The organism is Candidatus Pantoea bituminis, assembly GCF_018842675.1.
Lineage (GTDB): Bacteria > Pseudomonadota > Gammaproteobacteria > Enterobacterales > Enterobacteriaceae > Pantoea > Pantoea phytostimulans.
Map to the genome: position 1 here is coordinate 3,628,412 of NZ_JAGTWO010000004.1, position 15,108 is coordinate 3,643,519.

General features: G+C 52.0%; 6 protein-coding genes, 1 tRNA gene, 2 rRNA genes and 2 pseudogenes. 2 read left to right on the top strand and 9 right to left on the bottom strand.

Features of this window, described 5'->3' with window-relative positions; all coding sequences use genetic code 11:
* Positions 1 to 21 precede the first annotated feature (21 nt).
* The 7 genes and pseudogenes from KQP84_RS20780 to pepQ form a co-directional block, all read right to left on the bottom strand.
* Positions 22 to 2,925: ribosomal RNA gene (locus tag KQP84_RS20780) — 23S ribosomal RNA — on the bottom strand.
* Between the two features lie 214 nt (positions 2,926 to 3,139).
* Positions 3,140 to 3,214, bottom strand: a tRNA-Glu gene (locus KQP84_RS20785).
* 91 nt (positions 3,215 to 3,305) lie between these two features.
* A 16S ribosomal RNA gene (locus tag KQP84_RS20790) occupies positions 3,306 to 4,846 on the bottom strand.
* The 16S and 23S rRNA genes sit together here with 1 tRNA gene alongside, the layout of an rRNA operon.
* Before the next feature lie 407 nt (positions 4,847 to 5,253).
* Positions 5,254 to 5,789: pseudogene (gene hemG, locus KQP84_RS20795) on the bottom strand (menaquinone-dependent protoporphyrinogen IX dehydrogenase).
* 18 nt (positions 5,790 to 5,807) lie between these two features.
* The gene (trkH, locus tag KQP84_RS20800; RefSeq protein ID WP_215847952.1) at positions 5,808 to 7,259 is read right to left on the bottom strand and encodes a Trk system potassium transporter TrkH; all 1,452 of its coding nucleotides are present in this window, start codon (positions 7,257 to 7,259) and stop codon (positions 5,808 to 5,810) included.
* A gap of 32 nt (positions 7,260 to 7,291) precedes the next feature.
* Positions 7,292 to 7,909, bottom strand: a complete 618-nt coding sequence (locus KQP84_RS20805) for an IMPACT family protein (protein WP_215847953.1) — start codon at positions 7,907 to 7,909, stop codon at positions 7,292 to 7,294.
* Positions 7,909 to 9,240 carry a Xaa-Pro dipeptidase gene (pepQ, locus tag KQP84_RS20810; protein ID WP_215847954.1) on the bottom strand — a complete coding sequence of 444 codons (1,332 nt, stop codon included), beginning with the start codon at positions 9,238 to 9,240 and terminating at the stop codon, positions 7,909 to 7,911. Before pepQ ends, KQP84_RS20805 begins: the two co-directional genes overlap by 1 nt.
* A gap of 186 nt (positions 9,241 to 9,426) precedes the next feature.
* Between pepQ and fadB the strand changes: the two are divergent.
* Together fadB and fadA are read left to right on the top strand one after the other, a co-directional pair.
* A pseudogene (fadB, locus tag KQP84_RS20815) lies at positions 9,427 to 11,609 on the top strand (fatty acid oxidation complex subunit alpha FadB).
* Between the two features lie 10 nt (positions 11,610 to 11,619).
* Complete coding sequence (fadA, locus tag KQP84_RS20820) at positions 11,620 to 12,783, top strand: acetyl-CoA C-acyltransferase FadA (RefSeq protein WP_215847955.1); 1,164 nt, start codon at positions 11,620 to 11,622, stop codon at positions 12,781 to 12,783.
* Between the two features lie 72 nt (positions 12,784 to 12,855).
* Here fadA and fre read toward each other — a convergent pair whose 3' ends face one another.
* A complete protein-coding gene (gene fre, locus KQP84_RS20825) occupies positions 12,856 to 13,557 on the bottom strand; it encodes an NAD(P)H-flavin reductase (RefSeq protein WP_215847956.1) in 702 nt (233 codons plus the stop codon).
* 41 nt (positions 13,558 to 13,598) lie between these two features.
* Positions 13,599 to 15,083: a 4-hydroxy-3-polyprenylbenzoate decarboxylase gene (gene ubiD, locus KQP84_RS20830; protein WP_215847957.1), complete on the bottom strand. Its 1,485-nt coding sequence runs from the start codon at positions 15,081 to 15,083 to the stop codon at positions 13,599 to 13,601.
* Positions 15,084 to 15,108 lie beyond the last annotated feature (25 nt).

Sequence of the window (15,108 nt, forward strand, 5' to 3'; positions counted from 1 at the left end):
CCAAAACGCCTCTGGCGTTGTAAGGTTAAGCCTCACGGGTCATTAGTACCGGTTAGCTCAACGCATCGCTGCGCTTACACACCCGGCCTATCAACGTCGTAGTCTTCAACGTCCCTTCAGGACCCTCAAGGGGTCAGGGAAAACTCATCTCGGGGCAAGTTTCGTGCTTAGATGCTTTCAGCACTTATCTTTTCCGCACTTAGCTACCGGGCAGTGCCACTGGCGTGACAACCCGAACACCAGCGGTGCGTTCACTCCGGTCCTCTCGTACTAGGAGCAACCCCCTCAGTTTTCCAGCGCCCACGGCAGATAGGGACCGAACTGTCTCACGACGTTCTAAACCCAGCTCGCGTACCACTTTAAACGGCGAACAGCCGTACCCTTGGGACCTACTTCAGCCCCAGGATGTGATGAGCCGACATCGAGGTGCCAAACACCGCCGTCGATATGAACTCTTGGGCGGTATCAGCCTGTTATCCCCGGAGTACCTTTTATCCGTTGAGCGATGGCCCTTCCATTCAGAACCACCGGATCACTATGACCTGCTTTCGCACCTGCTCGAGCCGTCACTCTCGCAGTCAAGCCAGCTTATGCCATTGCACTAACCTCACGATGTCCGACCGTGATTAGCTGACCTTCGTGCTCCTCCGTTACTCTTTAGGAGGAGACCGCCCCAGTCAAACTACCCACCAGACACTGTCCGCAGCCCGGATTACGGGCCTACGTTAGAACATCAAGCATTAAAGGGTGGTATTTCAAGGTTGGCTCCACGCGGACTGGCGTCCACGCTTCAAAGCCTCCCACCTATCCTACACATCAAGGCTCAAGGTTCAGTGTCAAGCTGTAGTAAAGGTTCACGGGGTCTTTCCGTCTTGCCGCGGGTACACTGCATCTTCACAGCGAGTTCAATTTCACTGAGTCTCGGGTGGAGACAGCCTGGCCATCATTACGCCATTCGTGCAGGTCGGAACTTACCCGACAAGGAATTTCGCTACCTTAGGACCGTTATAGTTACGGCCGCCGTTTACCGGGGCTTCGATCAAGAGCTTCTCCTTGCGGATAACCCCATCAATTAACCTTCCGGCACCGGGCAGGCGTCACACCGTATACGTCCACTTTCGTGTTTGCACAGTGCTGTGTTTTTAATAAACAGTTGCAGCCAGCTGGTATCTTCGACTGGCTTCAGCTCCGGGAGCAAGTCCCTTCACCTACGCGCCAGCGTGCCTTCTCCCGAAGTTACGGCACCATTTTGCCTAGTTCCTTCACCCGAGTTCTCTCAAGCGCCTTGGTATTCTCTACCTGACCACCTGTGTCGGTTTGGGGTACGATTTTGTGTTACCTGATGCTTAGAGGCTTTTCCTGGAAGCAGGGTATCAGTTACTTCAGCACCGTAGTGCCTCGTCATCACGCCTCAGCCTTGAGGCCGTCCGGATTTACCTGGACTGCCAGCCTACACGCTTAAACCGGGACAACCGTCGCCCGGCTAACCTAACCTTCTCCGTCCCCCCTTCGCAGTAACACCAAGTACAGGAATATTAACCTGTTTCCCATCGACTACGCCTTTCGGCCTCGCCTTAGGGGTCGACTCACCCTGCTCCGATTAACGTTGAACAGGAACCCTTGGTCTTCCGGCGAGCGGGCTTTTCACCCGCTTTATCGTTACTTATGTCAGCATTCGCACTTCTGATACCTCCAGCAGACCTCACAGTCCACCTTCGACGGCTTACAGAACGCTCCCCTACCCAACAGCGCTTGCGCGCCGCTGCCGCAGCTTCGGTGCATGGTTTAGCCCCGTTACATCTTCCGCGCAGGCCGACTCGACCAGTGAGCTATTACGCTTTCTTTAAATGATGGCTGCTTCTAAGCCAACATCCTGGCTGTCTGTGCCTTCCCACATCGTTTCCCACTTAACCATGACTTTGGGACCTTAGCTGGCGGTCTGGGTTGTTTCCCTCTTCACGACGGACGTTAGCACCCGCCGTGTGTCTCCCGTGATAACATTCTCCGGTATTCGTAGTTTGCATCGGGTTGGTAAGCCGGGATGGCCCCCTAGCCGAAACAGTGCTCTACCCCCGGAGATGAGTTCACGAGGCGCTACCTAAATAGCTTTCGGGGAGAACCAGCTATCTCCCGGTTTGATTGGCCTTTCACCCCCAGCCACAAGTCATCCGCTAATTTTTCAACATTAGTCGGTTCGGTCCTCCAGTTAGTGTTACCCAACCTTCAACCTGCCCATGGCTAGATCACCGGGTTTCGGGTCTATACCCTGCAACTTAACGCCCAGTTAAGACTCGGTTTCCCTGCGGCTCCCCTATACGGTTAACCTTGCTACAGAATATAAGTCGCTGACCCATTATACAAAAGGTACGCAGTCACCCCATAAAGAGGCTCCCACTGCTTGTACGTACACGGTTTCAGGTTCTGTTTCACTCCCTCGCCGGGGTTCTTTTCGCCTTTCCCTCACGGTACTGGTTCACTATCGGTCAGTCAGGAGTATTTAGCCTTGGAGGATGGTCCCCCCATATTCAGACAGGATACCACGTGTCCCGCCTTACTCATCGAGCTCACAGCTTGTGCACTTTTGTGTACGGGACTATCACCCTGTACCGTCGGACTTTCCAGACCGTTCCACTAATGCACAAGCTGATTCAGGCTCTGGGCTGCTCCCCGTTCGCTCGCCGCTACTGGGGGAATCTCGGTTGATTTCTTTTCCTCTGGGTACTTAGATGTTTCAGTTCCCCAGGTTCGCCTCGCAACACTATGTATTCATGTTGCGATGATGCACTGAGTGCACCGGGTTTCCCCATTCGGACATCGACGGCTGTAGCGGTTCATATCACCTTACCGTCGCTTTACGCAGATTAGCACGTCCTTCATCGCCTCTGACTGCCAGGGCATCCACCGTGTACGCTTAGTCGCTTAACCTCACAACCCACAGGCGTTTTGCAACGCTGCGTGCTGTAAGCATTTGAGAGACTCGAACGCGTCGCCTGTGCACCCCTTATTACGGAGGGATGCGGCGCGCGTCGTTTCAATTTTCAGCTTGTTCCGGATTGTTAAAGAGCAATATCTCAAACACGGCTGAAAAGCCGGCTTTGAGATATTTTGTGGAGACACCTTTCACCTGTCACCAAGCAAGTGGCGTCCCCTAGGGGATTCGAACCCCTGTTACCGCCGTGAAAGGGCAGTGTCCTAACCGCTAGACGAAGGGGACACAAAGGTGTGTCACGACTTCGCAGCCGTCTTGCTCATTACTTTTCTATCAGACAATCTGTGTGAGCACTTCGCGGGAAGGTATCTTCAGGTAAGGAGGTGATCCAACCGCAGGTTCCCCTACGGTTACCTTGTTACGACTTCACCCCAGTCATGAATCACAAAGTGGTAAGCGCCCTCCCGAAGGTTAAGCTACCTACTTCTTTTGCAACCCACTCCCATGGTGTGACGGGCGGTGTGTACAAGGCCCGGGAACGTATTCACCGTGGCATTCTGATCCACGATTACTAGCGATTCCGACTTCACGGAGTCGAGTTGCAGACTCCGATCCGGACTACGACGCACTTTGTGAGGTCCGCTTGCTCTCGCGAGGTCGCTTCTCTTTGTATGCGCCATTGTAGCACGTGTGTAGCCCTACTCGTAAGGGCCATGATGACTTGACGTCATCCCCACCTTCCTCCGGTTTATCACCGGCAGTCTCCTTTGAGTTCCCGACCGAATCGCTGGCAACAAAGGATAAGGGTTGCGCTCGTTGCGGGACTTAACCCAACATTTCACAACACGAGCTGACGACAGCCATGCAGCACCTGTCTCAGAGTTCCCGAAGGCACCAAAGCATCTCTGCTAAGTTCTCTGGATGTCAAGAGTAGGTAAGGTTCTTCGCGTTGCATCGAATTAAACCACATGCTCCACCGCTTGTGCGGGCCCCCGTCAATTCATTTGAGTTTTAACCTTGCGGCCGTACTCCCCAGGCGGTCGACTTAACGCGTTAGCTCCGGAAGCCACGCCTCAAGGGCACAACCTCCAAGTCGACATCGTTTACGGCGTGGACTACCAGGGTATCTAATCCTGTTTGCTCCCCACGCTTTCGCACCTGAGCGTCAGTCTTCGTCCAGGGGGCCGCCTTCGCCACCGGTATTCCTCCAGATCTCTACGCATTTCACCGCTACACCTGGAATTCTACCCCCTCTACGAGACTCAAGCCTGCCAGTTTCAAATGCAGTTCCCGGGTTGAGCCCGGGGATTTCACATCTGACTTAACAGACCGCCTGCGTGCGCTTTACGCCCAGTAATTCCGATTAACGCTTGCACCCTCCGTATTACCGCGGCTGCTGGCACGGAGTTAGCCGGTGCTTCTTCTGCGGGTAACGTCAATCGACGCGGTTATTAACCGCATCGCCTTCCTCCCCGCTGAAAGTACTTTACAACCCGAAGGCCTTCTTCATACACGCGGCATGGCTGCATCAGGCTTGCGCCCATTGTGCAATATTCCCCACTGCTGCCTCCCGTAGGAGTCTGGACCGTGTCTCAGTTCCAGTGTGGCTGGTCATCCTCTCAGACCAGCTAGGGATCGTCGCCTAGGTGGGCCATTACCCCGCCTACTAGCTAATCCCATCTGGGCACATCCGATGGTGTGAGGCCCGAAGGTCCCCCACTTTGGTCTTGCGACGTTATGCGGTATTAGCTACCGTTTCCAGTAGTTATCCCCCTCCATCGGGCAGTTTCCCAGACATTACTCACCCGTCCGCCACTCGTCACCCAAAGAGCAAGCTCTCCTGTGCTACCGTCCGACTTGCATGTGTTAGGCCTGCCGCCAGCGTTCAATCTGAGCCATGATCAAACTCTTCAATTTAAGTTTGATTTGCTTAAACAAGTTAAGCGGTGCTCATCTGTAAAACGTCATAATGAATTTCATTATGTGTTCACTCGTGAGGCTTGATATTTTTTACGTCCGGAGACGCTGATATCCATCCTGCGAGTGCCCACACAGATTGTCTGATAAATTGTTAAAGAGCAGTGCGAACAGCGGCTTAGCCGGTCTGTCGCGAGGTGGCGTATATTACGCTTCTCTCCTTCAGAGTCAACCTCTTTTTCAGAAGTTTTTCTCCGGCGACGCAGTTTCCTGTGTCTCCTGAACCGCCATCCCGTTGCCGGTTTGCCGTGTCAGTGGAGGCGCATTATAGGGAGTTCTTCCGGGCTGACAAGAGTTTATTTCAAATAAATTATCGTTCGATTTAATTTTCAACAAATCGTGTTTTTTTAACTCGTCTTGCCTGGTAAACGTGCAAATTCTTGGGCGAAATGCGTCACTTGTTGCCAGTCGGTGTATTCAACTTCTTTACTTGAATCAGTTTCGCCACCGGTCATTCGCATAATAAGCTGAATCATAATGCGATCGAACCAGCGGTAACGCGGATAACGTAACGCGCCAGCAAACACAGCACAGCAATCTGGTTGCCAAGGAGACTGATTAAGAAACTTAGCGGTATACGCATTTGTTTCAGGCGAGCGTTTCTCTGGTTTGCGCGCAGTTAGGTTTACGGAGAAGAAGCCACTGGAACGTTGCTGTAGCTCACGCTGATGGCGCTTAACAAACTCTGCTACTGCCGGATGAAAATGCCCATAGCGAATTGAGGCCCCAATCAGCACGCGATCATACTGTGTCCATTCCACATTGGTCGTATCCAAAATATTCAGCACATCGCATGCCTGCTTCCCTTCCAGCTCTTTCGCTATAGAAGAAGCGATGAGTTGCGTTTGCCCATCACGGCTGGAAAAAGAATCAGTGCTTTCATTGTTAGTATCCTTATTTATTACTCACGCCAGAAAGTTGGCGTAAACAGCACCAACAGCGTGAATACTTCGAGACGACCAAACAGCATCGTGGAGATCAAAATCCATTTAGCCACATCATTCATTGAGGTGAAGTTATCTGCCACCACCCCCAAGCCCGGGCCTAGATTATTCAGCGTTGCGGCGACTGCCGCAAATGCTGAGAAGTCGTCTACGCCTGTGGCGATAATTGCTAGCATGCTGATCAGGAACACCAGCGCATACGCAGAAAAGAATCCCCAAACCGCTTCAAGAATACGTTCCGGCAACGCGCGGTTACCTAGCTTGATGGTATAAACCGCATTGGGATGGACGAGACGCTTCAATTCGCGATTGCCCTGCTTACACAGCAACAGGATACGAATGACCTTTAACCCACCGCCCGTTGAGCCCGCACAGCCACCGATAAAAGCAGAGCAAAGCAGCAGCACCGGTAAAAACAGTGGCCACCGCGCAATGCTATCAGTAGTAAAGCCAGCAGTTGTCGCCATAGAAACGACCTGAAAGAAAGCCTGGTTCAACGTTTGCCAGCCGCTGGCATAAACATTATGAAACCACAGCACCAGCGTACAAATCATAACCAACGTGAGCTGCACACCAATAAACATGCGAAATTCAGGGTCACGCCAGTAAACACGTAAGTTGCGTCCACTTAGCAGTGAAAAGTGCAAACCATAATTACAGCCTGAGATCAGCAAAAATACCGCCACGATAGTGTTGATAGTTCCACTATTAAAGTAACCGAGGCTGGCATCATGAGTAGAAAAGCCGCCGATAGCGATGGTCGAAAAACTGTGGCCTATAGCATCAAATACGGGCATACCCGCCAGCCAAAGCGCGATTGCGCAGGCAATAGTTAATAACACATAGATTAACCACAACGTTTTGGCCGTTTCAGCGATACGTGGCCGCATTTTGTTATCTTTCAGCGGACCGGGCATTTCAGCACGATATAACTGCATTCCGCCCACGCCCAAAATAGGCAGAATCGCCACGGCTAAAACAATGATTCCCATCCCGCCAAGCCATTGCAGCATTTGGCGATAGAAGAGAATCGCTTTAGGAAGAGAATCTAATCCCACCAGCGTGGTTGCGCCGGTAGTGGTCAATCCAGAGAAGGATTCAAAGAACGCATCAGTAATAGAAAGATGGGGTTGCTCGGCAAAAATGAACGGCATCGCACCCACGCTGCCCAGCACTGTCCAAAACAGCACCACAATTAGAAACCCTTCGCGCGGTTTTAGCTCGGTCTTCTGTTTGCGGTTTGGCCACCACAGCAGTGAACCAATAACTAATGCCATCATAAACGTCTGACTAAAAGCACGACCGGCACCGTCGCGATAGATCAGCGCGACCAAACCTGGCAAGATCATCGTGACCGAAAAGAGGATCACCAGCAGACCGACAATGCGGGTAATGGCGCGAAAATGCATTCAGCCGTTCCTTTAAAAAGAGAGTAAACAGATCAAGGTGTGAGCGAGAAAAGCGTCAACGCGCCTCGACTAAAGTCTGACAGATTTTGTCTGAATCCATCAATTTGTCCATAAGGTAAGGCCAGCGTCAGGGAAATGCGATCTTGATAATGACTCTCTGCGATCTTGCCCTCAAAGCGAAGCAACAGACGTTCAATATCACTGAGTTGTGCGTAATCACACTGAAGCGAAAAGAGTTTCATTGGCACCTTTAGGGTGCGCGTCAGCTGTTTCAAACCTTGCTGTACGCCGCCGCCATAGGCTTTTACTAATCCACCAGTACCCAACATAATGCCGCCGTAATAGCGCACCACGACGGCAGTAATTTCACCGATGTTTGCACCCATCAGCTGTGCCAGCATCGGTTTACCCGCCGTTCCGGAAGGCTCGCCATCATCGGAGAAACCCAGCTGCTGCGAGTCACTGGGAGCACCAGCAACCCAAGCCCAACAATGATGACGCGCACCGGGATGTTCATTTCTGACCTGCTGAACAAAGGCACGTGCCGCTTCTACCCCGTCGGTATGAGCTAACAGAGTAATAAAGCGGCTTTTTTTAATCGTCTCCTCACTGACGCTTAACGCGTCAGCGGGAATGTCGAAGGCGTTCATCAGGCAAGATTCAAATCGCGCGTCATGTTTTCAATACGATTGGCATGAATCACTACATTATCTTCGATGCGCACGCCCCCAAACGGCTTCAGCGCATCAATGGTTTGCCAGTTAATGTGCTGGCTAAACTTACCGGCACGCAACGAAGCAAGCAGAGAGTCAATGATATAGAAACCCGGCTCAATAGTGATCACCATGCCCGGCTCCAGCACGCGAGTACAACGGAGATAAGGATATTGCGAAGGTGCTGCAAGATGAGTGCCGTGATCATCCTGCATAAAACCAGCCACATCATGCACCTGTAATCCCAGCGGATGGCCCAAGCCGTGCGGCATAAATGGCCCAGTAATATCTTCAGCCACCAGCGCTTCTTCACTGAGCCCCTGAACTAAATCGAACTTCAGCAGCAGTTTGGCAATACGCTGGTGCATTTGCAGATGGTAGTCGGTATAACGCACACCTGCTTTCAAAGTAGCAATCAGCGCCAGTTCTTCTGCATTCATCGCTTCTACTAAGCTGGCATAGAGCGATCCGCTTTGCGCTGCATAGCTACGGGTTAGATCAGCAGCGTAACCAAGATATTCAGCGCCAGCATCAATCAGAAAGCTGTGGCGTTTCGCCGGTGGTTGATGATCCAACTTGGTGTAATGCAACACCGCAGCATGTTCATTTAAGGCGATAATATTACCGTAAGGCACATCGGTATCGCGATGGCCCGTTGCCGTCAGGTAAGACTGATTGATGTCAAACTCGCTGAGACCAGCAGAAAAGGCTTCTTTTGCCGCACGATGCCCCGCAATCGCCACTTTTTGCGCCTGACGCATGCAGGCCAACTCATATTCGGTTTTGATGCTGCGATGATAATGCAGGAAATCGATCACCGCTTTAGGGTTCACATTGCCCGAAGAAATACCCAACTGTCCAGCTCGCTCAATAACCGGGCCGATATACGCAACGTTATCGCGCTGCGCGGGCAGCAGTTGTCCAATCTCATCCGCTTTTTTCAGACCAATAACTTCAACGTCATCAGTCCAAAAACTGTTCGGCAGCGGCTCGACGTTGTGCCAGTAATCAACCGGAGAATAAAACCAGAGCTTGGGTTTATTTACGCCATCAATCCAAAGCCAACAGTTAGGAACTTGAGTGACAGGAACCCAGGCTTTGAACTGTGGATTCACTTTGAAGGGATAACTGTGATCATCCAGAAATACCGTCAGCAATTCGCCGGAGTGAATCAGCATTGCATCAAGCTTATTGTGCGCCAGCACCTGCTGTGCCCGTTTTTGCAACGTAGCGATATGCGCGTGATACAGGGTTTTCAGTGAATCCATGGCCGTTTCTCCAGAGTCGCGAAATCGCCGCAGTTTAGCACAGCCGCAAAGTGGATGCCGTGTTCCGGGAGGTTGTGATCTTGTTAGCAAATACCTGAAGAGCCGTTTGCAAAAAATTAACATCACTCCCACACTCACGATCATCTGGTATGACCAGATCACCTTTCGTGGTTTCAGGAGACGCACATGCTCTACCAAGGCGCAAATCTTTCTCTTCACTGGCTGGACGACGGCATCGCCGAGCTGGTTTTTGATGCACCCGGTTCGGTAAATAAACTCGACACAAAAACGGTGGCAAGTTTGGGCGAAGCCATCGCCGTACTGGAACAGCAACCAACTTTACGTGGTCTGGTGCTGAGCTCGGCTAAACCAGCGTTTATTGTGGGCGCAGATATCACGGAATTCCTGTCACTATTTGATGCGCCGACCGAAAAGCTCAGCCAGTGGCTAACTTTTGCAAACAGTATATTTAATCGGCTCGAGGATTTGCCGGTTCCAACCATTGCCGCTATTGACGGTTACGCCTTAGGTGGCGGCTGTGAATGTATTCTGGCCACCGATCTCCGTGTCGCCACGCCCACCGCACGTATTGGCTTACCCGAAACCAAACTGGGCATCATGCCAGGTTTTGGCGGTAGCGTACGTTTACCCCGCTTGCTCGGTGCCGACAGCGCCTTAGAAATTATTGCGGCAGGTAAAGATGTTGATGGTTTGAGCGCACTGAAACTCGGTTTAGTGGACGCGGTGGTTGAAAGCGACAAGCTGCGCCAGGCTGCAATCACTATGGTCAAAGAGGCAGCGGTGAATAATAGCTGGCGTCAACGCCGCGCGCCAAAGCTGGCCCCTTGAAACTCAGCCCGATTGAAGCAGCGATGAGTTTCACTATTGCCAAAAGCATGGTGATGCAAACTGCCGGAAAACATTATCCTGCACCGCTGACTGCAGTTAAAACCATTGAAGCCGCTGCTGCGCTGGATCGTAACGATGCGCTAAAGCTGGAAACGGCTGCGTTTGTACCGCTGGCGCAATCGGATGAAGCTCGTGCTTTAGTCGGTATCTTCCTTAACGATCAATATGTCAAAGCGTTGGCAAAAAAACGCAGTAGTGAAAGCGGTACGCCATCACAGGCTGCGGTTCTGGGCGCTGGCATTATGGGTGGCGGCATCAGCTACCAGTCAGCGTGGAAAGGCGTGCCGGTTAAAATGAAAGACATCAATCCGCAGGCGCTAACACTTGGCATGAATGAAGCCAGCAAGTTGCTTAATAAGCTGCTGGAGCGCGGAAAAATAGATGGCAGCAAGCTGGCGAGCGTCATTGCTACCATCCAACCGACATTGGATTACTCTGGCTTTGAGCAGGCCGATATCGTGGTGGAAGCCGTGGTAGAAAATCCGCTGGTTAAAGCTAAGGTACTGGCTGAAACGGAACTTCATTTGCGTCAGGACGCCATTCTGGCCTCAAACACCTCCACCATCCCTATCAGCCAACTGGCACAAGCGCTGCAACGTCCCGGGAATTTCTGCGGGATGCACTTCTTTAATCCCGTGCCGCGTATGCCACTGGTTGAAGTCGTGCGTGGTGAGAAAACCAGCGAAGCGACGATCGGTAAAGTGGTGGCCTGGGCCAGCAAAATGGGTAAAACGCCGATTGTGGTAAATGATTGCCCCGGTTTTTTCGTCAACCGCGTATTGTTCCCCTACTTCGCCGCTTTTAGCTTGCTGCTACGCGATGGAGCGGACTTCCGTCACATTGATAAAGTCATGGAAAAACAGTTCGGTTGGCCGATGGGCCCAGCGTGGCTGCTGGATGTGGTCGGCATTGATACTGCACATCATGCGCAAAGCGTTATGGCCGATGGTTTTCCACAGCGCATGAAGAAAAATTATCGTGATGCCATCGATGCCCTGTTTGATGCCAATCGTTACGGCCAAAAGAACGGCAAAGGTTTCTGGCATTGGGAAGAAGATAAGAAAGGAAAGCTGAAAAAAGTGGCAGATGCGGAAGTGGATACGCTGCTGCAACAGGTTTGCCAGCCGAAACGCGAATTCACGGATGAAGAGATTCTTAACCGCATGATGCTGCCGATGCTGAACGAAGTGGTGCGCTGCCTGGAAGAACAGATTGTCGCTTCACCTGCCGAAGCGGATATGGCCTTGGTTTATGGCTTGGGCTTCCCACCATTCCGTGGTGGCGCGTTGCGCTATCTCGATACGCTGGGCAATAGCAATGTGGTTGATCAAGCGAAACGTTATACCTCGCTCGGTGCTCTCTACGAGCTGCCCGCGTTGCTGCTGCAGAAAGCTCACCAGCATGAAAGCTGGTACCCCGCCGCCAAACCCATTGATGAAGCTGCGCTGAAAAGCGCCTGAGGTAAAGAATATGGAAAATGTGGTGATTATTGATGCGGTGCGTACACCAATGGGCCGCTCGAAAGGCGGCGCGTTCCGCCATGTACGCGCCGAGGATCTTTCGGCACACCTGATGCGTGAATTGCTGAGTCGCAATCCCGCAGTAAATGCCTCTACACTGGATGACATTATCTGGGGCTGCGTTCAACAAACGCTGGAGCAAGGTTTTAATATTGCCCGTAATGCGGCGCTGTTGGCAGAGATTCCGCACCGCGTGCCGGCAACAACCGTCAACCGTTTATGCGGTTCTTCTATGCAGGCATTACACGATGCGGCACGCACCATTATGGTTGGCGATGCCCACAGTTGCCTGATTGGCGGCGTTGAGCATATGGGGCATGTACCCATGAGCCACGGCGTAGATTTTCATCCCGGATTAGGCCGCACGGTGGCGAAAGCCGCAGGTATGATGGGATTAACTGCCGAAATGCTGGCACACATGCATCACATCAGCCGTGAGCAGCAAGATGCTTTTGCGCTACGCTCACATCAGCGCGCATGGCAAGCCACACAACGTGGCGATTTTCAGCGCGAGATTGTCGCTACTTACGGCCACGATGTTGATGGTGTCTTGAAGCGCTATGACTTTGATGAAGTGATTCGTGAAGAGACCAGTCTTGAAGGGCTGGCAGCACTCAAACCGGCGTTCGATCCGGTAAATGGTACCGTCACAGCAGGCACATCATCTGCATTATCAGATGGCGCAGCGGCCATGTTGGTGATGAGCGAAAGCCGCGCGCGTGAACTGGGCCTGACGCCACGTGCACGCATAAGAAGCATGGCGGTGGTGGGTTGCGATCCTTCTATCATGGGTTATGGTCCGGTTCCTGCCAGCAAGTTGGCATTAAAACGCGCCGGGCTAAGCATCAGCGATATCGATATTTTTGAGTTGAATGAAGCATTTGCAGCGCAAACGCTGCCGTGCATTAAAGATTTGGGATTGTTGGAGCAGATGGATGACAAAATCAATTTGAATGGCGGCGCTATTGCACTCGGACATCCGCTGGGTTGTTCAGGCGCACGTATCAGCACCACATTACTGAACATCATGGAACGACGCGATGCCCAATTTGGCCTTGCAACAATGTGCATCGGCTTAGGTCAGGGCATCGCTACCGTATTCGAACGTCTTTAATACGTTGAGTCTCAACCTGGCTGTTTTTACCCGCCTGTCAGAGGCGGGTTTTTTCTGTTTGCCAATGCGTTATCAAATGAAGGCGAAAGCATCACCGTACATTTGTGCTTCAACCGCGCCGCGTTCGGCACAGAAGCGATCGCGGGCAATTTTCGCCATCTCAAAACGGCCGGCAATATAAATTTCATGCTCGCTCAGCGTACTGAAATCCTGCATTACTGCGGTAAGCACCGTGCCGGATCGACCTTGCCAGCCCTGTTCTGGCTGTTCAACGACCGGGATCACTTTGAGATTAGGATGCTTAACTGACAGCGCATTGAGCTCTTCCAAATCGTACAAGTGTTTCAACTCACGGCCGCCCCAGTAAATGGCAATATCGCGGTTCGGCTGCTGCGCCAGTGCGGTAAGCAGAATAGAACGCGCATAAGAGAAGCCTGTTCCACCTGCGATCAAAATTACCGGCTTAGTGCTCTCTTCACGCAGCCAGGCATCACCATGCGGAATATCCACAGTAATTTGGCGATCGTCACGAATACGATCCATCACGGCCATTGCATACAGGTTCAGGTCGGAAGCCCCGATATGCAGCTCAATAATTTCTTTTTCCATCGGCGTCGATGCCAGCGAAAACGGGCGCTTATCGCGTTCGTCCATCACCACCATCAAATACTGTCCCGCGCGAAAATTAAAATCCGCTTCTGGAATCAGACGAACGCGATACACCGTGTCGGTAATCGCTTCAACTGAAGTTACTTTACAGCTTAACGTTGTCATGCGTTCCCTCTGTCGGGTCGTCTTTATGGTTGTGCTCACCGTCAGCGTTGTGGCGGCTGATCGAAAATACCTAACTCATCCCAGATGGCGTCAATGCGCGCCGTGACCGCAGGATCTTTCTCAATGGGCGTTCCCCATTCACGCTGCGTTTCACCCGGCCATTTGTTGGTCGCATCAAGTCCCATTTTCGATCCCAAACCGGAAACCGGTGAGGCGAAATCGAGGTAATCGATCGGCGTATTCTCAACTAATACCGTATCACGCGCGGGGTCCATACGAGTTGTAATCGCCCAAATCACATCGTTCCAGTCACGCGCATTAACGTCGTCGTCACACACAATAACAAATTTGGTGTACATGAACTGCCGTAGGAATGACCAGACGCCAAACATTACCCGTTTAGCATGTCCCGCGTACTGTTTTTTGATCGTGACTACTGCCAGGCGATATGAGCAGCCTTCAGGCGGTAAATAGAAATCAACAATCTCCGGGAACTGCTTGATAAGGATCGGTACCAGCACTTCATTCAACGCCACACCTAAAACCGCAGGTTCATCTGGTGGGCGTCCGGTATAGGTTGAATGATAGATCGCTTGATGACGCTGCGTTATATGCGTCACGGTAAATACCGGGAAACTGTCTACTTCATTGTAGTAGCCAGTGTGGTCGCCGTAAGGGCCTTCGGGTGCCATGTCGCCAGGTTCGATATAGCCCTCCAAGACGATTTCCGCGCTGGCCGGAACTTCAAGATCGTTGGAGAGGCATTTCACGACTTCGGTCTTATTGCCACGAAGTAAGCCGGCAAAAGCATATTCAGACAACGTATCTGGCACCGGTGTCACTGCACCAAGGATGGTAGCAGGATCCGCACCCAGCGCGACAGAAACAGGAAAGCGCTCACCCGGATGCGCTTTGCTCCACTCCTGAAAGTCGAGTGCGCCACCGCGATGCGAAAGCCAGCGCATGATCAACCGATTTTTGCCGATGACCTGCTGGCGATAAATGCCCAGATTTTGACGCTCTTTATGGGGACCACGCGTCACGGTTAACCCCCAGGTAATAAGCGGCGCGGCATCACCAGGCCAACATTTCATTACCGGGATACGCGATAAATCCACTTCATCACCGCTGAACACCACTTCCTGACAAGGCGCATTGCGCAGACGTTTAGTCGGCATGTTCAGCACTTGTTTGAACTGCGGCATCTTGTCGAACAGATCGCGGAACCCTTTAGGCGGCTCAGGTTCTTTTAAAAATGCCAGCAATTTGCCAACTTCACGCAGGGCGCTCACCTCTTCCTGTCCCATGCCCATCGCCACACGTTTTGGTGTGCCAAACAGGTTGCACAGTACCGGCATGTCATACCCTTTTGGGTTTTCAAACAACAATGCAGGCCCGCCAGCACGTAAGGTACGGTCGGCAACCTCCGTCATTTCCAGTATGGGATCGATCTCTTGGGTGATGCGCTTTAATTCACCACGCTGCTCTAACAGCGCGAGGAAGTCTCTTAAATCATGATATTTCATGCGGCTTTAGCTTTCCGGCCAGAGT